Origin of the sequence: Micromonospora humi (assembly GCF_900090105.1) — a bacterium.
Taxonomy (GTDB): Bacteria; Actinomycetota; Actinomycetes; order Mycobacteriales; family Micromonosporaceae; genus Micromonospora; species Micromonospora humi.
Genome location: NZ_FMDM01000005.1, coordinates 102,943 through 123,609 on the forward strand (window position 1 = coordinate 102,943; position 20,667 = coordinate 123,609).

The 20,667-nt window shown below is 72.3% G+C and carries 23 protein-coding genes; 17 read left to right on the forward strand and 6 right to left on the reverse strand.

Annotated features, from left to right (window positions below; translation table 11 throughout):
- Positions 1-18: 18 nt before the first annotated feature.
- Both GA0070213_RS11190 and GA0070213_RS11195 read right to left on the reverse strand, forming a co-directional pair.
- Entirely contained in the window at positions 19-207 is a 189-nt protein-coding gene (locus GA0070213_RS11190) for a DUF397 domain-containing protein (RefSeq protein ID WP_091061700.1), read from the reverse strand.
- Positions 204-989: a helix-turn-helix domain-containing protein gene (locus GA0070213_RS11195; RefSeq protein ID WP_091062370.1), complete on the reverse strand. Its 786-nt coding sequence runs from the start codon at positions 987-989 to the stop codon at positions 204-206. Before GA0070213_RS11195 ends, GA0070213_RS11190 begins: the two co-directional genes overlap by 4 nt.
- 279 nt (positions 990-1,268) lie before the next feature.
- Here GA0070213_RS11195 and GA0070213_RS11200 point away from each other — a divergent pair, with 279 nt between their 5' ends.
- The 13 genes from GA0070213_RS11200 to GA0070213_RS11260 all read left to right on the forward strand — a co-directional run bounded on the left by GA0070213_RS11200 (position 1,269) and on the right by GA0070213_RS11260 (position 14,383).
- Positions 1,269-2,012: a flavin reductase family protein gene (locus GA0070213_RS11200; RefSeq protein ID WP_091061702.1), complete on the forward strand. Its 744-nt coding sequence runs from the start codon at positions 1,269-1,271 to the stop codon at positions 2,010-2,012.
- A gap of 63 nt (positions 2,013-2,075) precedes the next feature.
- Complete coding sequence (locus tag GA0070213_RS11205) at positions 2,076-3,191, forward strand: FAD-dependent monooxygenase (protein ID WP_091061704.1); 1,116 nt, start codon at positions 2,076-2,078, stop codon at positions 3,189-3,191.
- A gap of 203 nt (positions 3,192-3,394) precedes the next feature.
- Positions 3,395-3,763 (forward strand): DUF485 domain-containing protein, encoded by a 369-nt coding sequence (locus tag GA0070213_RS11210; protein ID WP_091061706.1) that lies wholly within the window; start codon positions 3,395-3,397, stop codon positions 3,761-3,763.
- The gene (locus GA0070213_RS11215; RefSeq protein WP_091061708.1) at positions 3,741-5,414 is read left to right on the forward strand and encodes a solute symporter family protein; all 1,674 of its coding nucleotides are present in this window, start codon (positions 3,741-3,743) and stop codon (positions 5,412-5,414) included. Before GA0070213_RS11210 ends, GA0070213_RS11215 begins: the two co-directional genes overlap by 23 nt.
- An 81-nt stretch (positions 5,415-5,495) precedes the next feature.
- The gene (locus GA0070213_RS11220; protein ID WP_091061710.1) at positions 5,496-6,476 is read left to right on the forward strand and encodes an NAD-dependent epimerase/dehydratase family protein; all 981 of its coding nucleotides are present in this window, start codon (positions 5,496-5,498) and stop codon (positions 6,474-6,476) included.
- A gap of 74 nt (positions 6,477-6,550) precedes the next feature.
- Positions 6,551-7,792, forward strand: a complete 1,242-nt coding sequence (locus GA0070213_RS11225) for an LCP family protein (protein WP_091061712.1) — start codon at positions 6,551-6,553, stop codon at positions 7,790-7,792.
- 163 nt (positions 7,793-7,955) lie between these two features.
- Complete coding sequence (locus GA0070213_RS11230) at positions 7,956-9,173, forward strand: LCP family protein (protein ID WP_091061714.1); 1,218 nt, start codon at positions 7,956-7,958, stop codon at positions 9,171-9,173.
- Between the two features lie 226 nt (positions 9,174-9,399).
- Entirely contained in the window at positions 9,400-10,275 is an 876-nt protein-coding gene (locus GA0070213_RS11235; RefSeq protein WP_091061716.1) for an LCP family protein, read from the forward strand.
- 26 nt (positions 10,276-10,301) lie between these two features.
- Positions 10,302-10,637, forward strand: a complete 336-nt coding sequence (locus GA0070213_RS11240) for a rhodanese-like domain-containing protein (RefSeq protein ID WP_091061717.1) — start codon at positions 10,302-10,304, stop codon at positions 10,635-10,637.
- A 14-nt stretch (positions 10,638-10,651) separates the two neighbouring features.
- Positions 10,652-11,431 carry a glycerophosphodiester phosphodiesterase gene (locus GA0070213_RS11245; protein ID WP_091061719.1) on the forward strand — a complete coding sequence of 260 codons (780 nt, stop codon included), beginning with the start codon at positions 10,652-10,654 and terminating at the stop codon, positions 11,429-11,431.
- A 76-nt stretch (positions 11,432-11,507) separates the two neighbouring features.
- Positions 11,508-12,962 (forward strand): sensor histidine kinase, encoded by a 1,455-nt coding sequence (locus GA0070213_RS11250; protein ID WP_091061721.1) that lies wholly within the window; start codon positions 11,508-11,510, stop codon positions 12,960-12,962.
- A 62-nt stretch (positions 12,963-13,024) separates the two neighbouring features.
- Positions 13,025-13,441, forward strand: a complete 417-nt coding sequence (locus GA0070213_RS11255; RefSeq protein WP_175441319.1) for an ATP-binding protein — start codon at positions 13,025-13,027, stop codon at positions 13,439-13,441.
- 60 nt (positions 13,442-13,501) lie between these two features.
- On the forward strand, positions 13,502-14,383 hold the full coding sequence (locus GA0070213_RS11260) for a DUF5926 family protein (RefSeq protein ID WP_091061726.1): 882 nt from the start codon (positions 13,502-13,504) through the stop codon (positions 14,381-14,383).
- A gap of 76 nt (positions 14,384-14,459) precedes the next feature.
- Here GA0070213_RS11260 and GA0070213_RS11265 read toward each other — a convergent pair whose 3' ends face one another.
- Complete coding sequence (locus GA0070213_RS11265; RefSeq protein ID WP_091061728.1) at positions 14,460-15,674, reverse strand: arginine deiminase; 1,215 nt, start codon at positions 15,672-15,674, stop codon at positions 14,460-14,462.
- A 162-nt stretch (positions 15,675-15,836) separates the two neighbouring features.
- Between GA0070213_RS11265 and GA0070213_RS11270 the strand changes: the two genes are divergently transcribed.
- From GA0070213_RS11270 to pheA, 4 genes are all read left to right on the forward strand, one after another.
- The gene (locus GA0070213_RS11270) at positions 15,837-16,571 is read left to right on the forward strand and encodes a hypothetical protein (RefSeq protein ID WP_091062373.1); all 735 of its coding nucleotides are present in this window, start codon (positions 15,837-15,839) and stop codon (positions 16,569-16,571) included.
- A gap of 231 nt (positions 16,572-16,802) precedes the next feature.
- Positions 16,803-17,258 (forward strand): hypothetical protein, encoded by a 456-nt coding sequence (locus tag GA0070213_RS11275; RefSeq protein ID WP_091061731.1) that lies wholly within the window; start codon positions 16,803-16,805, stop codon positions 17,256-17,258.
- Between the two features lie 78 nt (positions 17,259-17,336).
- A complete protein-coding gene (locus tag GA0070213_RS11280) occupies positions 17,337-17,879 on the forward strand; it encodes a hypothetical protein (protein WP_245716356.1) in 543 nt (180 codons plus the stop codon).
- Between the two features lie 10 nt (positions 17,880-17,889).
- Entirely contained in the window at positions 17,890-18,846 is a 957-nt protein-coding gene (gene pheA, locus GA0070213_RS11285) for a prephenate dehydratase (protein ID WP_091061734.1), read from the forward strand.
- Positions 18,847-18,889: 43 nt separating this feature from the next.
- Here the strand turns inward: pheA and GA0070213_RS11290 are convergent, their stop codons facing one another.
- The 3 genes from GA0070213_RS11290 to GA0070213_RS11300 form a co-directional block, all read right to left on the reverse strand.
- The gene (locus GA0070213_RS11290; protein ID WP_091061736.1) at positions 18,890-19,615 is read right to left on the reverse strand and encodes an AIM24 family protein; all 726 of its coding nucleotides are present in this window, start codon (positions 19,613-19,615) and stop codon (positions 18,890-18,892) included.
- Positions 19,616-19,709: 94 nt separating this feature from the next.
- Positions 19,710-20,054, reverse strand: coding sequence for a metallopeptidase family protein (locus GA0070213_RS11295; RefSeq protein WP_175441320.1), 345 nt, complete (start codon positions 20,052-20,054; stop codon positions 19,710-19,712).
- Positions 20,055-20,139: 85 nt separating this feature from the next.
- Positions 20,140-20,568, reverse strand: a complete 429-nt coding sequence (locus GA0070213_RS11300) for an OsmC family protein (RefSeq protein ID WP_091061740.1) — start codon at positions 20,566-20,568, stop codon at positions 20,140-20,142.
- Positions 20,569-20,667 lie beyond the last annotated feature (99 nt).

Consider the following 20,667-nt stretch of genomic DNA (forward strand, 5'->3'; position numbering starts at 1 on the left):
CCCCGCAGGGTAGGCGGGTCAGTCGACAGGCGCCCGGTGGAGGTGCGTGACCAGCGAGCGCCAGGCCTCGGGGGTGAAGGTGAGGGCCGGGCCGGACGGGTCCTTGCTGTCCCGGACCAGCACCACCCCGGGCAGGTTCCCGGCCACCTCGACACAGTTGCCGGCATTGTCGGAACGCGACGACTTGTACCACTGCGGCTGCCTCACGGCGTCACCTTCAACTTGTGGATGAGATCGAGCGAGGCGCGCTCCGGCAGCGCCTCCCCGAGCAGGATCTCCCACTTGCGCAACATCACCCGGATCCACTCGGGGTGGTCGGCGATCTGCCCGCGAGCCGGATTGTCGAGGCAGAGCATGTGCTCGCCGTCCGACAACTCGGCAATGGCGAATCCGCCACCCAGCGAAAGGTGCGCGCCGATGTCGAGGGGCAGGACGTGCAGGCGCACCCGGGGATGCTCCGCCGCGTCGAGCAGCCGGGCGAGCTGACCGTTCATGACCCTCGGCCCGCCGATGGACCGCTGCAATGCACTCTCGTCCACGATGAAGACGCACTCCGGTGGATCGCCCTTCTCCAGCACCTTCTGCCGCGCCATGCGGAGCGCCAGCAACTCCTCTACTCGGTCCTTCGAGTAGAGGCGGCCTGCCTCGAAGATGGCTCGGGCGTACTCCTCGGTCTGCAGCAGGCCGGGGACGGCGCACGGCTCGACGTTGCGCAGCAGTACCGCCTGGTCTTCGTATCCCTGCCACGGCAGGAACCACGACGGCGAGCGGTCGCTGTCGTGCTCCTTCAGCAGGCTGGCGAGGAGGCCGCCGGTGCCGAGGGCCTGGTCGGCGGCGGCCGCGAACTCCATCGTGGGCCGGCGACGGCCGGTCTCGATGGCGGCGACCGTCGACGGGCTCCACCGGATGGTGGCCGCCAGTGCCTCCTGCGAGACGTCCGCCCCGGCGCGAGCAGCCTTCAACGCCCGGATCCACACCTCGATGTCCATCCTCACCTCGCCGGTAAGTACGCGACCGCGCTCCGTAGTAACCCCTGGCATCCTCCCCCGCCGATCGGACCGAGTCCAGGGTGGAGGCATGCGGCCCGGCCGGTGGAGGCGACGACCCGGCGGCCGGTCCTGCGACGGTTCGCCCCGGCCGTTCCCCGCCGGGGCGAACCCTCTTCCAGGGAGGCGCGAATGCGAAGAGAACGGGGAGATCTTGGAAGGAAAGTGCCCCTGGAGGGGCCTGGATCTTCCAAGATCGGCACGGGGCGGGCGCACCTGCCGATGCGGCCGGCGTGGCGGTGCCGGGTGTGCGGGGCGCCGTGGCCGTGTCAGCCGGCCCGACTCGGGCTGCTGCGCGAGTTCCGGGGCGACCGAACCGCATTGCTGTTCCATCTCGGCTCGCTGCTGGCCGAGGCATACACGCAGCTCAGCGGTGCCGCGAATCTGCACGAGCGCTTCCTCGGGTGGGTCCGGGCCCCGGGCGGCACAATGTTTCACGTGAATCATGAGCAGCCGGGTGCCGAGATCCATCACACCGATCCGTTCGCGGTGCCGACCGGGCAGCGCTCGCCGGTACGCCGGCTGCGTGGCCGGCTGGCCGCCCCGGTGACGCTCTGGACGGCGCCCGGCCCGGCCGGGCTGACGGTCTCGTCCACGCTGGTGGCGGAAGGGGAGCCGGACCGGCTGCTCGGCCTGGTCGATCCCGAGTCGGAGCTGTGGGCGGCGGTCGAGGACGCCGGGCGGTTCGCGGTCGCTCCGCTGGGCCCGCGCCACCGGCAGCTCGCCGACCGTTTCGCCGGCCTGTTCCCGTCACCCGGCGGCCTGTTCGCGCAGGACGCGTGGACCGAGACGCCCTACGGGCCGGTCCCGACGGACGCTGGCGGTTGGGCGGGGTGCCGGCTCGACGCGGCCCGGGAGTACGGCTGGGGGCTGCTGGTCGAGGCCACCGTCGAAACGGTCGACCTGCGCGAGGACGCCCCGCCCCTGCTGCACCACCGAGGCCGCTATCGCGAGCTGGCCGACTAGACCCGGCACGGGGTGGCCGATTCGACAGGTACGCCCCGTGCAGCGCGGTGCAACCATCTCTCCATGACGCAGAAGAGGGTCCTGCTCTCCGGCGCCGGGATCGCCGGTGCGACCGCGGCGTACTGGCTCGCCCGCACCGGCTGGCAGGTCACCGTGGTCGAGAAGGCCGCCGGGGTCCGATCGAGTGGCAACCCGGTCGACGTACGCGGCGAGGCGGCATCGGTGGTCCGGCAGATGCAGCTCTGGCCCCGACTCCAGGAGGCCGCGACCGGGGTGAGCCGGTTGGCGGTCCTGGATGCCGCCGGTCGCCGACGGGCCGTGGTCGGCACCAGGCAGACAGCTGACGCCGGGTCGGAGGTCGAGGTCGCCCGGTCCGTTCTCGCCGGGACCCTCCTCGACGCCGCGCGTGATCAGGCCGAGATCATCGTCGGCGACTCGATAGCCGCACTCACTCAGGACGCCGCGGGCGTCGACGTCCGCTTCGAGATCGGGAGCCCTCGACGGTTCGACCTGGTCCTCGGTGCGGACGGTCTGCACTCGGCCGTCCGCCGCCTGGCCTTCGGGCCGGAACCTCGCTTCGCCGAGCCGTTCGGGATGTACGTCGGGACGATGCGCACCAGCATCAGTGGCGGCGACCCGCACGAAGTTCTGCTGTTCAACCGGCCCGGGATCTCGCTGTCGATCCATCCGGCCGGCGGCAGTCCACTCGCCGCGTTCATCTTCCGAAGCGGGGAGCCGTACGACCACCACGACCGGGAGGCGGCAAAGCGCCTGGTGCGGGCCGCCTACGCGGGCAAAGGATGGGTGACCGACCAGGCGGTCGCCGACTGGCTCGTGGCCGACGACGTCTACTTCGACGCGGTCACCCGGATCGTCATGCCGTCCTGGGCGCGGGGCCGGGTCGTCCTGCTCGGGGACGCGGCCGACTGCATCTCCCTGCTGGGGGAGGGCTCCAGCAACGCCATCGTCGCCGCGAAGACCCTTGCCGATGCGCTCGCCGAGCATCCCGGGCAGCACGGCGCCGCATTCGCCGCCTACGAAGCGACCCATCGCCGTCGGCTGCGGTCCTTCCACCGTCGAGCCGGACTCATCTCCCACTTCCTGGTTCCCGCCACGGACCTCGGTCTCCGGGTGCGGAACACGGGTCTGCGACTGACGTCGCTGTTCGCCCGTCCATGACGAACCGGGCAGTCAGTGCCCGCCGTCCGATGGGCACCACCGAGAGCGCGACCGGTTAGCGGAGTGACGTGGGTCACTCGGCGCAGTGAGGACGCCGTTGGGCGCAGGGGGCAGCCGGTGCCCGGCTGAGCCTTTCGCGGTGGGAAGCGCGCTCTCTAGCGTGCGCGGAAATCCCCCACGCCTGCGAAGGTGGTGATCCACAGATGTCCACGGACACACCCGCGTCCGCACCCTCCGAGTCGACGGCGGAACGGTACCTAGCCGTCCAGCGGTCGGACGAGTTCGCCGGGTTGCGGCGCGCGCTGCGCGGCTTCGTCTTCCCGATGACCGTCGCGTTCTTCCTGTGGTACGCGCTCTACGTCATCCTCTCCGCGTACGCGCGGGGCTTCATGGGCACGAAGCTGGTCGGCAACATCAACGTCGCCCTGGTCTTCGGCCTGCTCCAGTTCGTCTCGACGTTCGTCATCGCCTGGCTCTACTCGCGGTTCGCCAACCGGCGGATCGACCCGGTCGCCGACCGGATCCGCGCCGAGATGGGGGAGGTGAACCATGAACACGGTCCTCGCGGCTGAGGCGGGCAGCACCACCGCCCGCAACCTCACCATCACGCTGTTCCTGATCTTCGTGGCGATCACGCTGGCGATCACCGTGTGGGCCAGCCGGCAGACCAAGACCGCCACCGACTTCTACGCCGGTGGGCGCTCGTTCTCCGGCTTCCAGAACGGCATGGCGATCGGCGGCGACTACATGTCCGCCGCGTCCTTCCTGGGCATCGCCGGGATCATCGCGCTCTACGGCTACGACGGCTTCCTCTACTCGATCGGCTTCCTGGTCGCCTGGCTGGTGGCGCTGCTGCTCGTCGCCGAACTGCTGCGCAACTCCGGCCGGTACACGATGGCCGACGTGCTGGCGTTCCGGATGCGGCAGCGGCCGGTGCGGACCGCGGCGGCGGTCTCCACCATCACCGTGTCGATCTTCTACCTGCTGGCCCAGATGGTCGGCGCCGGCGCGCTGGTGGCGCTGCTGCTCGGGATCAAGCCGGGCACCACGTTCCTCGGCATGGACGCCGACACCGCCAAGGTCGCCACCATCATCCTGGTCGGCGCCCTGATGATCATCTACGTCACGGTCGGCGGCATGAAGGGCACCACGTACGTCCAGATCGTCAAGGCGTTCCTGCTGATGAGCGGCGCCCTGGTGATGACGCTGCTGGTGCTGGCGAAGTACAAGTTCAACCTGTCCTCGCTGCTCGGCGACGCGGCCGACGCCTCGGGCAAGGGGGCGGCATTCCTCGAACCCGGGCTGCGCTACGGCGTGGAGACACCCGGCGACGCGCTGAAGACGTTCTACAGCAAGATGGACCTGCTCTCGCTCGGCATCGCGCTGGTGCTCGGCACCGCCGGCCTGCCGCACATCCTGATCCGCTTCTACACCGTGCCGACCGCGCGGGCGGCCCGTAAGAGCGTGCTCTGGGCGATCGGCATCATCGGCGCGTTCTACCTGCTCACCCTGGCCCTGGGCTTCGGCGCGGCGGCCATCGTCGGCGGGCAGGCGATCACCGCGCAGGACAAGGCCGGCAACACCGCCGCGCCGCAACTGGCCGAGGCGTTGGGCGTGGACTTCTTCGGCGGGAACCTGGGCGGCGCGACACTGTTGGCGATCATCGCGGCGGTCGCGTTCGCCACGATCCTCGCCGTGGTGGCCGGGCTGACGCTGGCGTCGTCGTCGAGCCTGGCGCACGACTTCTACGCCAACGTCGTCAAGAGAGGGGAGACGTCGGAGCGGCAGGAGGTGAACGTCGCCCGGATCTCGGCGCTGGGGATCGGCGCGGTCTCGATCGTACTGTCGATCTTCGCGCAGAACCTCAACGTGGCGTTCCTGGTCGCGTTGGCCTTCGCGGTCGCCGCCTCGGGCAACCTGCCGGCGATCCTCTACAGCCTGTTCTGGAAGCGGTTCAACACCTCGGGCGCGGTCTGGTCGATCTACGGCGGCCTGCTCGCCGCGGTGCTGCTGGTGTTCTTCTCGCCGGTCGTCTCCGGCGCGCCGACGGCGATGTTCCCCGACCACGACTGGCACTGGTTCCCGCTGTCGAACCCGGGCATCATCTCGATCCCGTTCGGTTTCCTGTGCGGCTGGCTCGGCACGATCCTGTCCAAGGAGAGCGACGAGGAGAAGTACGCGGAACTGGAGGTGCGCTCGCTCACCGGCGCGGGCGCGCACTGACCGGTAGTTGTTAAGCGGGGCCCCCGCCTCTACCGGAGGCGTTAAGCGGGGGCCCCGCCTTACCTGTATAGGGTGGCGGGCATGAAGGTCGCTCCCCGGTTCGGTCCCGGACACCGCATCCTCGTCACCGGCGGCGCCGGATTCGTCCCGTCCCACCTGGTCGACCGGCTCGTCGAGCGCGGCTGCACCGTGGTGGTGCTGGACAACTTCGTCACCGGGTCCCGGGACAACGTGGCCCACCTGCTGGAGAAGCCGACCTTCACGCTGGTCGAGGCGGACATCTCCGACGGCCTGCCCACCGACCACCCGGCCGTGGCCGAGCGGTTCGACGCGATCCTGCACATGGCGTCCCCGGCCAGCCCGACCGACTTCGAGAAGCTTCCGGTGGAGATCCTCCGGGTCGGTTCGGTGGCGACGCTGGCCCTGCTGGAGCGGGCCACCGCCGACGGCGCGCGGTTCCTGATGGCCTCCACCTCCGAGGCGTACGGGGACCCGAAGGAGCACCCGCAGCGGGAGACCTACTGGGGCAACGTCAACCCGATCGGCATCCGGAGCGTCTACGACGAGGCGAAGCGCTTCTCCGAGGCGGCCGCCATGGCCTACCACCGCAGCCGGGGCACGGACACCGCGATCGTGCGGATCTTCAACACGTACGGCCCGCGGATGCGCCCGGACGACGGCCGGGCCATCCCGACCTTCATCTCCCAGGCGCTGCGCGGCGAGCCGATCACCGTGCACGGCACCGGCGACCAGACCCGGTCCATCTGTTACGTCGACGATCTGGTGCGGGGCATCCTGCTGCTGCTCGACTCGACGCAGACCGGCCCGATCAACTGCGGCACCGAGCACGAGATGTCCATGCGGCAACTGGCTGAGACGATCGTGTCACTCACCGGCAGCAGTTCCGAGGTGAGCTACATCACTCGGGCCTCGGACGACCCGGAGAAGCGCCGCCCCGACCTCACGCTCGCCCGCGAGCTGCTGGGATACGAGCCGACAGTGACGCCCGAAGACGGCCTCGGACGCACGATCGCGTACTTCCGCGAGCGGCTAGGGTACTGAGCCCGGCTGTCCGCCGGCGGTGAGCCGTGCGCGCCTGAGGGCGGCGGTGGACCGACCGACCTACCCTCGGTTACATGTCAGCGACCTCGTCTGCCGGCGCTCCCCTCCCTCGCCCCCTGCACCGGGGCGCGGGCCGCGCCCAGGTTCCCGGCTCCGGCCGGGGTGCCACCGCGCGCCCCCGTGACACCGAAACCCGCTGGTACCCGTCGTACGACGAGGCACCCCGCTCGGGCGGGCCCGGCGGACCGGGCGGGCCGGGCGGCCCCGGTGGGCCGGGTGGCGGCCCCGGCGGGCCCGGCCGCCGGCCCCGTCCGCGCTGGGGGCGCATCGGCCTGGTGGCCGGCGTGGCGGTGCTGGTGCTCGCGTTGCTCGGCGGCGTCGGCGCCTGGTTCTACGCCCGCAACCTCAACAGCGACCTGGCCCGCACCGACCCGTTCTCGGAGATCACCGGGGGCCGGCCGGCCAAGCAGGTCGACGGCGCGTTCAACATCCTGCTCGTGGGCAGTGACTCGCGGGACCCGGACGCACCGGTCGACGGCGCCGGCAAGTGGCGCGCGGACACGCTGATCGTCATGCACATCCCGGCCGACCACAAGAGCGCCTACCTGGTCTCCGTGCCGCGTGACCTGTACGTGCCGATCCCGGAGAAGGCGAGCGCCTCCTGCGACTCCGGCTCGCGCAACAAGATCAACGCGGCGTTCGCGTTCGGTGGGCTGCCGCTCGCGGTGAAGACCGTCGAGTGCTTCACCGACGTACGGATCGACCACGTCATGGCGATCGACTTCGCCGGTTTCAAGGACGTCACCGACGCGCTGGGCGGGGTCGACCTCAAGGTGGAACGGACCGTCACCTCGATCCACAAGCCGTACCGGACGTTCACCAAGGGCGTGAACCACATGAACGGCGCCGAGGCGCTGGACTGGGTCCGGCAGCGCAAGCAGTTCCCGGACGGCGACTTCGCCCGGATGCGCCACCAGCAGGAGTTCCTGAAGGCGTTGATGGACAAGGCGGCGAGCACCGGCACGCTGACCAACCCGAAGAAGCTGAACGACTTCCTCAAGGCCGTCACCGCCGCCGTCACGGTCGACCAGGGATTCTCGTTGACCGACATGGCGGTTCAGTTCCGCAGCCTGCGCGGCGAGAACCTGACGTTCGTCACCAGCCCGAACCTGGGCGGGCAGACCGTCGACGGCCAGTCGGTGGTGGTCTCCGACCGGGAGAAGGCGCTGGCGATGTACCAGGCGATCGTCGGGGACAAGATGGCCGACTGGGTGAAGGCCAACCAGAAGGGTTCGGCCGACGGCGCCGGCGGCTGACGGCACCGGAGGGCGACCACCGACCGGGTTCTCGCCCTCGCCCGTTCGGACACATCTCGGGGACATCGGCCGGGATTGACGGGATTACCCGTCTCAGGAGGTCGCGAGAACGGGAACAGGTACGTAAAGTGGTCCCGCCCCCGATCACCGAGCTGGAGCACGAATGTCGGTCCAGACCAGTCGTCGCCCGCACTCACCGGCACCCGGTTCATCCGGGCGGGTTCCTCCGGTCATCCCCACGCAGCCCGGCCCGGGTGGCCGCGGCCCGGGCGGTGGCGGGAAGAAGAAGCGCACCAAGCGCAAGGACCCGCTCTGGGCGAAGCTCACGCTCGCGCTCGGCGCCATCCTGATGGTGACCAGCGGCGTGGCGATCGTCGGCAGCAAGGCCGTGATCGGCCAGGCGACCAGCAACATCGCCCAGCGGAACCTGCTCGGCGACGCGGGCAAGACGGACGCCGAGGGCGGCGCGAGTCTGGAGGGCCCGATCGACATGCTGCTGCTCGGCGTGGACGCCCGGGCCCGCTGGGCCGCCGACGACGTCCGCTCGGACTCGATCATCATCCTGCACATCCCGGCCAGCCACGACCAGGCCTACCTGATCTCGATCCCCCGGGACACCGAGGCGCACATCCCGGCGTCCGAGAAGGCCGGCTGGAAGGGCGGCACCGACAAGATCAACGCAGCCTTCCAGGTCGGTGCCCGTAACGGCGGCGGCTGGGAGGGCGGCGCCCAGATGATGGCCCGAACCATCAAGGGGATGACCGGGATCAGCTTCGACGGCGCCGCGATCATCAACTTCGGCGGCTTCAAGAACGTCATCGACGCGATCGGCACGGTGCGGATCTGCGTGACCGAAGAGGTCTCCTCGCTGCACATGTCGATGGTCGACGGCAAGCCGATGTGGAACGCGGACGCCAAGAAGACCGGCAAGACGATGCGGCCCGTGACCTACAAGAAGGGCTGCCAGGAGATGGAGGGCTGGCAGGCGCTGGACTACTCCCGGCAGCGCAAGACCCTCCGCAACGGCGACTACGACCGTCAGCAGAACCAGCAGCAGCTGATCAAGGCGATGGCGAAGAAGGCGTCCCAGAACGGAACGCTGAGCAACCCGCTCAAGCTGAACGCGCTGATCAAGGCCGCCGGAAAGGCCTTCGTCCTGGACACCGGCGGCACCTCGATCGACGACTTCATCTTCACCATGAAGGGCGTGACCGGCAACGACCTCGTCACGCTCCGCACCAACGGCGGCACCTTCAACGGCAACGGGAACAACCGCGAGGCTCTCAACCAGCTCAGCATGGACATGTTCCAGGCGGTCAAGGACGACAAGCTCGCCGAGTTCGTGGTCAACAACCCGAGCGTCCTCTCCACCCGGAAATGACGGAAGCCGGCCGCGGCCGGCCGATCCCCCCGTAGCCTGACGTGAGCGGGTCTCAGGTCGACGCCACGGGGGGATCGTCACGTCCAGGCCAGCACGGAACCGACGCGGGCGGGCTCGACCGGCCCGCTGGCCCCGGCTCCTGCTCGGCGCCGGGCTCGCCCTGGTCCTGCTCGCCGCGCTCGGCGTCGCCGGGCTGCACTGGCTCACCCACCGGTACGACCGCACGGTGGCCAAGGAACAACTGCTCGACCCGAGCGCCCGAAAGAAACGGACGCAGCTGGACGAGCCGCTCAACTACCTACTGATCGGCTCCGACCACCGACCCGGTGCGAACCCGGACGACCAGCGCTCGGACACCATCCTGATCGTGCACGTGCCGGCCGGGATGCGACAGGCGTACCTGATCTCCGTGCCGCGCGACCTGCTGGTGGCCATCCCGGCGGCGCCCGGTTTCCCCGGCGGCCAGGACAAGGTCAACGCCGCGTACGAGCACGGCGGCGGCGGCACCGGCGGCGCGCGGCTGCTCAGCGCCACTCTCACCCGGCTCACCGGCGTCCGCTTCGACGGCGCCGCGCTCGTCGACTTCTCCGGCTTCACCCGGGTCATCGACCAGCTCGGCGGCATCCGCATGTGCGTGGACACGCCGGTCCGCTCGATCCACACCAGGACCCGGTTCGAGCCGGGCTGCCAGCAGATGGACGGGGCCCGGACGCTCGACTACGTCCGGCAGCGCTACGACCTGCCGAACGGCGACTACGACCGGCAGCGGCACCAGCAGCAGATGCTGCGGGCGGTGCTGGACCGGGCCGGCGAGACGCACCTGCGCGGCGACCCGGTGAAGCTGGACCGGGTGCTGCGGGCGGTCGGCGGGGCGCTGACCGTCGACACCAACGGCGTACCCCTGGACGAACTTGTCTTCGCGCTCCGCGCGCTGCCGGCGGACGCCCTGCGCGGCGTGCGGCTGCCCTCCTACCCGCAGACCATCGACGGCGTGTCGTACGTGGTGCTGGACACCGGCGGCGGCGACCTCTTCACCGCGGTGCGGAACGCCCGGGTGCCGGCGTGGGCCGACGCGAACCCCCGCTGGGTCAACCGGCTCTGAGTCGCGCGGGCGACTAGGCTTTCCCCGTGTTCGGAGCCCAACTTCCCAGCGTGCCCGCGTCGGCCGTGCCCGACGACGTCTACCTGCTCGACGTCCGCGAGGACGACGAGTGGGCCGCCGGCCACGCGCCGGCCGCCCACCACCTGCCGATGACCGAGCTGCCGGCCCGGATCGCCGAGGTGCCCGACGACCGCGAGGTGGCGGTGATCTGCCGCTCCGGTGGCCGCTCCGGGCAGGTGGTCGGCTACCTGCTGCGCAACGGGTGGGACCAGGTCCGCAACGTCGAGGGCGGGATGGGCGACTGGGCCGCCGCCGGCCGACCCGTGGTCACCGACGACGGGCAGCCGGGCCGGGTCGTCTGAGGCACGTCCCGGCCATGACCGATCCCCTGGTCTTCGCCCACCGCGGCGCGTCGTACGACCTGCCGGAGCACACCCTGGCGGCCTACCTGCGCGCGCTGGACGAGGGCGCGGACGGGCTGGAGTGCGACGTCCGGCTGACCCGCGACGGGCACCTGGTCTGCGTGCACGACCGCCGGCTGGACCGGACCAGCAACGGTCACGGCCTGGTCAGCGCGCGGACGCTCGCCGAGCTGGAGGCGCTCGACTTCGGCTCCTGGCACCCGGCCGCCGGCGCCGGTGGGCTCGACGAGTCGCACACCCGGCTGCTCACGCTGGAACGGCTGCTCGACGCGGTGCTGGCCGCCGGGCGGCCGGTCCGGCTGCTGATCGAGACGAAGCACCCGTCGCGCTACCGGGGCGACGTCGAGCGCCGGCTGGTCGGCCTGCTGCGCCGGTACGGCCTCGCCGAGCCCGGCCCGGACGACCCGGTCCGGGTGACCGTGATGTCCTTCTCGCCGCTCGCCGTACGCCGGATCCACGAGCTGGCGCCGGCGCTGCCCACGGTGCTGCTGCTGGAGGTGCTGCCACGCCTGCTGCGGCTGGGCCGGCTGCCCTTCGGCTGCCGGATCGCCGGCCCCGGGGTGGAGCTGGTCCGGGCCCGACCGGGGCTGGTGCCCGCGCTGCGGGCCGCCGGGCACTCGGTCTACGTCTGGACCGTGAACGAACCCGAGGACGTGGAGCTCGTGCTGGCCGCCGGGGTGGACGGGGTGATCACCGACCGGCCCGCCCGCATGTTGAGCCGGTTGGGCCGGTGAGTCCCGTCGATCCGCCCGGTGGGCGGTCGACCGGCCGGGGGTGTCACCGGGGCGGACGGCGCGGCACACTCGGGACATGCCGGAGCGAACCGACTACCCCGCCCTCATCGCCGGCCACACCAGCGTGATCAAGATGATCAACTCCGGTGAGTCCGGTCTCTCCGTGCTCAACCGCCTGCTCCGCGAGGTCGAGCCGACGGTCGGCGCGGCGGGCCTGGTCTTCGTCGAGTTCACCCCGGCCGGCGGGCGGGTGATCGCGGCGACCGGCAGCGCCGAGTTCGTCATCGGCCGGCCGCTGCCGGCCACCGACCCGGCCACCGTCTGCCTCCTGGCCGGCCCTCCGGTGCGCGAGGTCCGGGTGGACGCGATCCCCGGCGCGCTGGCCGACGAGGTCGCCGGCCGGGGCCTGCGCCGGATGATCGTGGCGCGCGCCGAGATCGCCGGGCTCACCGTCGGCAGCCTGCACGCCCTCTATCCGGGCGGCGAGCCGCTGGACGCCTCGCAGCGCGCGGTCGTCGGCTACGTGGCCGCCTGCATCGCGCACATGTACGGCGACCAGACCGGCCTGCCGGTGCACGGCGACGGCCCGGTCGTGGCGGCGCTCGCCGACGGCCTGGCGGTGGTGGACCGCGACCACCGGGTCCGGCTCTGGAACCCGGCCGCCGCCCAGGTGACCGGCCGCGCGGCGGCGGAGGCGCTGAGCCGACCGCTGCCGTTCCCGCTGCCCCCGTCCGGGCAGGTGCTCGACCACCGGCTGCCGGACGGCCGCTGGCTGCGGATCACCTCCGGCGAGCTGCCCGGCCCGAACGCGCTGCGGGTGGTGACCTTCCGCGACATCACCGACCAGCAGCGCCGCGATCACGACCGCGATCTCTTCGTGGCGGTGACCAGCCACGAGCTGCGCACCCCGGTCACCGTGATCAAGGGGTACGCGGACACGCTCACCGACCACTGGGAGTCGCTCAGCGACGGCGACCGGCGGCAGGCCGCCCGGATCATCGGCCAGCGCGCCAACGAACTGGCCCGGCTGGTCGACCGGCTGCTCACCGCCGCCACCGAGAGCCGCCCCGGCGGGGAACCGGCCGCCCCGTTCGACCTGGTCGACGCGCTGCGGGCGGCGGTGGTGGACCTGCCGGCGGACCTGCGGCACCGGATCGTGCTCGACCTGCCGACCGACCTGCCGAAGGCACTCGGCGACCGGCACAGCCTGGCCACCGTGCTCACCGAGCTGGGCACCAACGCCGGGAAGTACTCGCTTCCGGACACGCCGATCGAGATCGGCGCCGACGCGAACGAGCGCACCGTCTCGTTCCGGGTCGCCGACCGGGGCATCGGCATCCGGCCGGAACACGTGGAACGGGCCTTCGACCGGTTCTGGCAGGGCGAGTCCGGCGACCGCCGGCGCTACCCGGGCGCCGGGCTGGGTCTCTATCTCGTCCGGCAGATCGTTGAACAGCAGAACGGGTGGGTATCCCTCCGACCGAGGACCGGCGGGGGTACGGTCGCGGAGGTGCGGCTGCCCCGGGGGTGAACCGGGTGTCCACGGGTGGAAGGGACGACGTGTCGACGCGACCGGCCGAACGTTCGTGGTGCGTGGTGGTGCCCCACCACGTGACCGGCGCGCGCGTGGCGCGGCACCGGCTGGCCGACGAGCTGACCGGCCTCGTACCCCCGGCCCTGCTGGCCGACCTGGTGGCGGTGCTCGCCGAGCTGGTCGGCAACGCCGTCCGACATGCCGAGGCGCTGCCCGGCGGTGTGGTCCGGGTGGCCTGGCGGCTGCGCGCCACCGACCGGGGGCCGAGCGTCCAGCTCCGGGTCACCGACGGCGGCGCCGGTGCCGGCCCGCGGCTCCGGGTCGCCTCCCCGGACGCGGTCGACGGGCGTGGCCTGCACATCGTGGCCGGGCTCTCCAGCCGGTGGGGCGTCGAGCGGGACGGCCTCGGCCAGAGCGTCTGGGCGGAGTTCGACCCGGCCCGGTCGCACCGGCCCGACCTGGTCGCCGCCGGCTGACCGGGCGGACAGGCGGGTCCTGACCCCGCGGACGCCGCCCGGCCTCTAGGCTGTCTCGCCGTGAGCAAGCGTCGAAAGAACCAGCGGGCCGAAGCCACCCCGAAGCGGGAGAAGGTGCGCGACGTCTTCGTGCCCCGACCGTTCGAGGGCCTCGTCGACGAGCCGGAGTGGATCGCCCTGCGTGAGCTGGTGCCGGCCGCGTCCGCGCCGCTGCGGCTGACCCCGGACCTGGTCGAGGAGTACGGCGACCGGCCGGTCGTCCTGGCCACCGTCCTGCCGATGGCCGCCCCGGCGGTGGCGAATCCGGACGGGCGGGTGCTGGTCGGCCTGCAACGGCACCAGCAGTCCGGCGACGTCTCCCGGGACCTGACCGACGCGTTGCTCTGCGCGCTGCGCACCGAGCCGGGCAGGCAGGTGAGCGTGCCGCCGCTGCCCGGCCCCGGCCCCCGCCTCCAGGACATCCTGGTCGACGGTCCGCTGGAGATCAGCATGCACGACGGGTTCGACTTCTGGCTCGACCCGGGCGCCGCCGACGACCCGACCGTGCAGGCGTCCCTGGAGCGGGCCAACGCGGCGATCTACCCGACGGTGAAGCTGGACGCGGCCCGGGCGGCGTACTGGTGCCGGGTCCCGGAGAAGGCCCACGTGCGGTGGGTGCTGCCGGACGACGAGGACGCCGCGCTGGACGCCCTGTCCCGGCTCGGGGCGGCCGGGACGCTGACCCTCGGCGACGACACGAAGTTCGCCGGCATGTTCCGGGCGCACGGCCGCCTGACGCCGGTGTGGGACCTGCCCGAGGACACCCCGGCCGCCGAGTGGGAGGGTCCGGTCGCGGAGTTCGCCAAGCGCTACGCCGAGGCGCTGGGTGACCGGGAGCCGCTGGACGCGGCCGGCCGGCGTGCCCGCCAGGGCCTGCTCGGCCGTCAGCTCACCCTGCGCTGACCGCCCGCTGGTTGTTAGGCGGGGGCCCTTCTTAACGCACGAGTGTTAAGCGGGGCCCCCGCCTCTACCGAAAGCGTTAAGCGGGGGCCCCGCCTTTCTCGCGGACCAGGGGGCAGGACATGCAGCGGGGGCCGCCGCGGCCGGAGCCCAGCTCCGAGCCGGCGATGGCGATCACCTCGATGCCGGCCCGCTCCAGCTGCGCGTTGGTCTCCACGTTGCGCTCGTAGCCGACGCAGAGACGCGGCGCGAGGGCGAGCGTGTTGTTGCCGTCGTCCCACTGCTCGCGTTCGGCGGTGACCGGGTCGAGGCCGGTGTCGATCACCCGGAGCTGGTCGAGGTCCATCGCGTCGGCGGCGGCCCGCAGGAACGGGGCCGGGCCGTCGACCCGCGGCTCGCCGTCGGGGCCGGCGACGACGGTGTACGCGGACAGCTCGCTGGCGATGTTCGGATACATCAGCACGGCGTCCACGTCGACCATCGTGCAGACGGTGTCCAGGTGCATGGTGGCGCGTTCCTGGGCGATCGGCACCACCAGGATGGTGTGCGCCAGCCCGGCGGCGAAGACCTGCCGGGCCAGCCGCTCGGCGCCGGCCGGGGTGGTGCGTTCGCCGACGCCGACGGCGAGCACACCCGGCGCGAGCAGCAGCACGTCGCCGCCCTCCAGGTGCTCCAGCTCCGGGTGGTAGACGAACTCGGTGCCGACGAAGCGCGGGTGGTAGCGGTAGATCGCGTCGGTCAGCGTGGTCTCCCGCCGCCGCGCCGGCATGGCCAGGCTGGTGACGCCGACCCGGTCGCCGATCCACACCGACGAGTCGCGGGTGAAGAGCAGATTGGGCAGCGGGTCGATGACGAAGTCGTGCCGGTCCATCAGCGTCCAGACCAGACCGCCCGGCCGCTCGGCGCCGATCCGCAGCTCCTCGTGCGCGAGACCGGCGATGAACACGTCCGCCAGGGCGGCCGGATCGAGGTACGCGAGGTGGTCGGCGACCCGGGCGCGCAGGGTGTCGCCGAGGCGGCGGGACCGCAGCACCTGCTCGGTCAGTTCGGTCCTGGCGTCCGGCACGGCGAGCGTCTCGGCCAACAGGTCGGCCAGGTAGAGCACCTCGACGCCGCGCGAGCGGAGGGCCGCCGCGAACGCGTCGTGCTCCTCCTGCGCGCGTCCCACCCATGGGATAGCGTCGAAGAGCAGGGAGTCGTTGTTGCGTGGGGTGAGGCGGGCGAGTTCCGGTCCCGGGCGGTGCAGCAGCACCGTGCCGAGTCGGGCCACTTCGCTGTCCACGTAGTGCGTCACCCCCGCAGCCTAGGGCAGGCTTCCGCACCATCCGGAAAAGAAGTGTGAATGAATATGGCATTCATCCACACTCATTCCGGCGGTCCAACTTGCCGAGACCCCGGGTGCGCAACGTAGGGTAGTGGAGACATAACTTCGAGAGACCTTTTGCCGGAGGTCGCGATGACTGTCTTTCCCGCTCGTCGGGCCGTACCGAGCCGGGCACTGCCGCCCCGCGCGGCGCATCCCCGGGTCGAGGCCACGTCGGTGCTCGAACCGGCCCGACCGTCCCCCCTGGAGTGGGCCCGCCGTCGGCGGGCCGACCGGGGCGCCCGCCGGTTGGAGGCCGCCGGGGCCCGCGCCCTCGGGCAGCTCGACCACCTCGGTCCCGCCTGGCACGTCATCGAGTGGCCCCGGACGGACCCGGCCGACGCGCTGTTCGACCACGCCGAGGACGACCGCGCCGGGTTCCTCGCGATCGGGCCGAGCGGGCTCTTCGCGGTCACCATCGCCGACCACGGCCGGGCCCGGGTGCTGGTCGCCGGTGACGTCGTGCAGATCAACGGCAAGCGTCCGCCCTACGTGGCCGAGGCGCGTCGCGACGCCAAGCGGGCCAGCAAGGCGCTCTCCGACGCGGTCGGCCTGCCGATCCCGGTGACGCCGGTGCTGACCTTCGTCGGCTCCGGCGTCATCAGCGTCTACGGCCTGCCGAAGGACTGCCTCATGGCCACCCACCGGGAGCTGGACCGGCTGCTCGTGGCCGCCGGCAACCGGATCACCCCGGCCACCGCCGAGAAGCTGTCCCGGGTCGCCCAGGCACCGTCGACGTGGCTGAACGGCACGTACCGTCCATCCGCCGACTACCGGTGGTATGACGAGGGCCGAACGGCCGCTGACAAGCGGGCCGCCCGGCGGTAACGTCTCCGACGACGCCACGCGGTCCACGACACCGCCCCCGACCGGTTCGTCGGTCCGCGTCGTCGCTGGCCGCCCGACCCCCCGGGGCTCCCGCCGCACCGACGCACGTCCCCGGCCACCGAGCCGCCCGGCCCTCGGGCGGCGGCGGAGACCGGGAAACGCAGCGCGGCCGGAAGGTCGCCGTGCCGACCGGCTAGCGTGGACGGACCGTCGGTGTACATAGGAGGCGCGGTGGCCCACGTCGAGCTCTCACTCTCGGAAGTGTTCGCGTCCCCGACCGAGACACCCGCCGAGCAGGAGACCGACAACTTCACGCAGTGGTCCGGGACGGTCTCCCGGGCCGCCGAGCCGTGCCTGCTGATCGACGCCGACACCACAGTGGTGGCCATCTCCTCGTCCGGCTGCGACCTGCTCTGCCTCGGCGCGCCGGAGGACGTGATCGGCCTGCCGCTGCTCGAGGGCGGCCTGCGTCTGGTCGACTTCACCGCCAGCCCGAGCGAGCTGACCGAGCAGGAGACCGACAAGATCCCCCCGCTGCTCGCGCTCCTCTCCGGCCGGCTCGCCCGCGGGCTGCTCCGGGTGCAGGGGCCCGGCTCCGACGCCGGCACCACGGTGGACGCGATCTCCACCCCGGTGCTCACCGGGTCCGCGGTCGCCGGCTCGCTGACCTTCTTCTCCGTGCTCTGAGGCGGCCCGGGCATCGGGTCGAGCACCCGGCTTCACCCGATCGGACGGGCCTCCTACGATGGGCTCGGCCCCCGGGCCATGACGACGCCCGTCGATGTCGAGGACTGCATCGTGCCCCGCACCCCGCCCCTGACGGCGACGCTGCTCGCGCTGCTCGCGCTCACCGCCTGCGGCCGGCCGCCCGAGCTGCGTGAGCCGCCCGCCGGCACCGAAGGCCCGCGTCCCACCGCGTCGGCCACGCCGTCCGCCGCCACCCCGACCATGCCGGCCACCCCGAGCGCGCCGGCCGTCCCGTCCGCGCCGACCGCCCCGGCACCCGACCCGGCCGCCACACCCTGCCGGGGCGCCCCGTCGGGAAGCCGGATCGTCACCCTGCTGCGCGGCTCCGCCGACGTGCTCCCCCGGAACGTGCGGGTGACGCTCCGGACCGGGCCGCTCTGCGCCGAGGGCTGGCACTACACCGTGCTGGCGGTCGCCGGGCACGAGGAACTCCAGGTGGTCACCCGGGGCCGCACGCCCACCCTGGTCACCGCCGGCACGGACGTCTGCGGCGTCGAGGTGCGGGCCACCGCGCCGGCGGGCATCCGCACCCTGGCCTGCGACGGCATCCCGGGTGCGTAGGCTGGTCGCCATGCCGGGAACACCGCCCACCCGCTTCGTCTACCTCGGCCCCGAGGGCACCTTCGCCGAACAGGCACTCCGGACCGTGCCGGCCGCCGAACGGGGCGACCGCACGCCGGCCCGCAGCGTGGGCGAGGCGCTCGACGCCGTACGGGCCGGGGATGCCGACGCCGCGCTGGTGCCGCTGGAGAACTCCATCGGCGGCGCGGTCGGGGTGACGCTCGACGAACTGGCCGAGGGCGACCCGCTGGTGATCACCCGGGAGGTGGTCCTGCCGGTGGAGTTCGTGCTCGCCGGCCGGGCCGGTGTCTCGCCGGCCTCGGTGCGCAGCGTCGCCGCCCACCCGCAGGCGTCCACCCAGTGCCGCGGCTGGCTCCGCGACCACCTGCCCGATGCCACAGTGGTCGACGTGCTCTCCAACGGCGCCGCCGCGGCCGGCGCGGCGAACGGCGAGTACGACGCCGCCGTCTGCGCCCCGATCGGCGCCGCCCGGCACCGGCTGACCGTCCTCGCCGACAAGATCGCCGATCACCCCGACGCGGTGACCCGGTTCGCGCTGGTGTCCCGCCCCGGGCCGCCCCCGCCGCCGACCGGCGACGACCTCACCTCGCTGGCGGTCTACATCGCGCACGACCGGGTGGGTGCGCTGCTGTCCGTGCTCATGGAACTGGCCGTACGCGGGGTGAACCTGACCCGGATCGAGTCCCGCCCGACCGGCGAGGCGCTCGGGCGGTACGTGTTCTTCCTGGACTGCACCGGGCACGTCGCCGACGTCCGCCTCGGCGAGGCGCTGCGCGGCCTGCGCCGGGTCTGCGCCGACGTGCGCTTCCTCGGGTCGTACCCCCGGCACCGCTGGAGCCCGGCGGCGAGCGACCGGCCGACGCCCGCGCCGGCCGGTCTCTCCGACGCCGACTGGGCCGACGCGGCGGCCTGGCTGGCCCGGCTACGCGCCGGCGAACTGAGCTGACCGGGCCGGGTGTGCCCCCCAGGGACGCACCCGGCCCGGGCGGTCACTGGAGCAGGCCGCCGAGCAGGCCACCCTGCTGTTGCTGCTGGGCACCGCTGCCGGCCACCGGCGGCTCCTCGGAGGGCTGCACCACGACGAAGCCCTGACCGGCGAAGCTCATCGTGAACGCCTCGCCGGTGCTGCGGCCGAGCAGCGTGCCGAGGCCGAGCTGCTCGGCCCGGTGGTAGCCGGTCTGCAGGTTGGCCGACCAGCAGACCGCGGCCTGCGGGTCGACGTACGTCGGCGCGTCCACGTTCAGCACCACCGGGGTGCCCTTGGTGGTGACCGCGATCCGGCCGTGCCCGGTGAAGACGCAGTTGAACAGGCCGGCGGAGGACGCCATGCCCATGCCGCTGACCATCTTGATGTCGTACTGGAGGGTGGAGTCGAAGGCGAGCACGCTGGAGCCGTTGATGGACAGGGCGTCGCCGGGCTCCAGGTCGATGACGTGCACGTCCTTGGCGGCCTCGGCGAGGAAGACGTCGCCCCGGCCGGAGAGCTTCATCAGCGGCACGCCCTCGCCGGTGAGCCGCTGCTTGATGAACTTGCCGATGCCGCCGGAGCCGAGGGCCTGGAACTGCACCTGGCCCTGGTAGGCGACCATCGACCCGACGCGGGCCATCGCCTCGCCGTTCAGCTCGATCTTCAGCATCTTGGAGTTCTGCAGCCGCATGCCCGGCTGCTGGGACTCCTTCTCGAGGTTCGCCGCGGAGAACAGCTCGCTGCGCATGGGTTTTCCTCCTGCATCGGGATGTGCCTGCACCGGAGGTTAGGGGACGGGCGCAACCGCGGGGATCGGCCGAGCGGGGGCGGCCGGGACCCGGTCAGCCCCAGCCCAGAGCGTGCAGCCGCTCGTCGTCGATGCCGAAGTGGTGGGCGATCTCGTGCACCACGGTCACCGCTACCTCGTCGACGACGTCGTCGTCGGTGTCGCAGATCGCCAGGATCGGGTTCCGGTAGATCAGGATGCGGTCGGGCAGCACACCGGCGTAGTCCCAGCCGCGCGTAGTGAGCGCGTGCCCCTCGTAGAGCCCGAGCAGGTTCTCGCCGGGCGGCGGATCGTCCTCGACCAGGATGACCACGTTGCTCATCAGCCCGAGCAGTTCCTCGGGCACCTCGTCGAGCGCCTCACCGACCAGCTCCTCGAACCGGTCCCGGCTCATCTCCACGGCCACGCCGCCCGGTCACTCCCTCACGATCGGCACGCGGCACGGCGAGGGCGCCCGCAGGGCGCCCCCGCCGTGCCGGGCGTGGTCAGGCCAGGCGGGCGGTCAGCGAGATCTGCGCGCCCGGGGAGAGCAGCCGGGAGATCGGGCAGCCCTCCTTGGCCGCCTCGGCCAGCTTGGTGAACCCGGCCTCGTCGAGACCCGGCGCCTGGCCCACGGTCTCCAGGTCGATGCGGGTCACCGTCATGCCGGCGTCGGTCTTGTCGAAGTGCACCTTGGCGGTCGTCTCCACCGACGTGCCGGTGACGCCCGCGTCGGCGAGCTGCTTGGAGAGGGCCATCGAGAAGCAGCTCGCGTGCGCGGCGCCGATCAGCTCCTCGGGGTTCGTGCCCTCACCCTCCTCGAAGCGCGACTTGAAGGAGTAGTTGCCGGACAGGCCGCCCTTGCCGGTGCGGACGGTGCCCGAGCCCTCGGCGAGGTCGCCCTGCCAACGAGCGGAAGCGGTACGGATAGGCATGGCACCGACGCTAACCGAAAGCGGGCCGCCCCGCACCGCCCGGCCGGATCGCGCTCCCGGTGACCGGGCGCCGGTTGTGCCATGATTCGACGCAGGCCC

Coding starts and splice junctions, on each gene's coding strand:
- GA0070213_RS11300 (WP_091061740.1), bottom strand. CDS start 20,568: ATGCCTATCCGTACCGCTTCCGCTCGTTGGCAGGGCGACCTCGCCGAG.
- GA0070213_RS11270 (WP_091062373.1), top strand. CDS start 15,837: ATGACTGTCTTTCCCGCTCGTCGGGCCGTACCGAGCCGGGCACTGCCG.
- GA0070213_RS11280 (WP_245716356.1), top strand. CDS start 17,337: ATGACGACGCCCGTCGATGTCGAGGACTGCATCGTGCCCCGCACCCCG.
- GA0070213_RS11290 (WP_091061736.1), bottom strand. CDS start 19,615: ATGCGCAGCGAGCTGTTCTCCGCGGCGAACCTCGAGAAGGAGTCCCAG.
- GA0070213_RS11200 (WP_091061702.1), top strand. CDS start 1,269: ATGCGGCCGGCGTGGCGGTGCCGGGTGTGCGGGGCGCCGTGGCCGTGT.
- GA0070213_RS11220 (WP_091061710.1), top strand. CDS start 5,496: ATGAAGGTCGCTCCCCGGTTCGGTCCCGGACACCGCATCCTCGTCACC.
- GA0070213_RS11195 (WP_091062370.1), bottom strand. CDS start 989: ATGGACATCGAGGTGTGGATCCGGGCGTTGAAGGCTGCTCGCGCCGGG.
- GA0070213_RS11245 (WP_091061719.1), top strand. CDS start 10,652: ATGACCGATCCCCTGGTCTTCGCCCACCGCGGCGCGTCGTACGACCTG.
- GA0070213_RS11250 (WP_091061721.1), top strand. CDS start 11,508: ATGCCGGAGCGAACCGACTACCCCGCCCTCATCGCCGGCCACACCAGC.
- GA0070213_RS11215 (WP_091061708.1), top strand. CDS start 3,741: ATGAACACGGTCCTCGCGGCTGAGGCGGGCAGCACCACCGCCCGCAAC.
- GA0070213_RS11225 (WP_091061712.1), top strand. CDS start 6,551: ATGTCAGCGACCTCGTCTGCCGGCGCTCCCCTCCCTCGCCCCCTGCAC.
- GA0070213_RS11205 (WP_091061704.1), top strand. CDS start 2,076: ATGACGCAGAAGAGGGTCCTGCTCTCCGGCGCCGGGATCGCCGGTGCG.
- GA0070213_RS11230 (WP_091061714.1), top strand. CDS start 7,956: ATGTCGGTCCAGACCAGTCGTCGCCCGCACTCACCGGCACCCGGTTCA.
- GA0070213_RS11210 (WP_091061706.1), top strand. CDS start 3,395: ATGTCCACGGACACACCCGCGTCCGCACCCTCCGAGTCGACGGCGGAA.
- pheA (WP_091061734.1), top strand. CDS start 17,890: ATGCCGGGAACACCGCCCACCCGCTTCGTCTACCTCGGCCCCGAGGGC.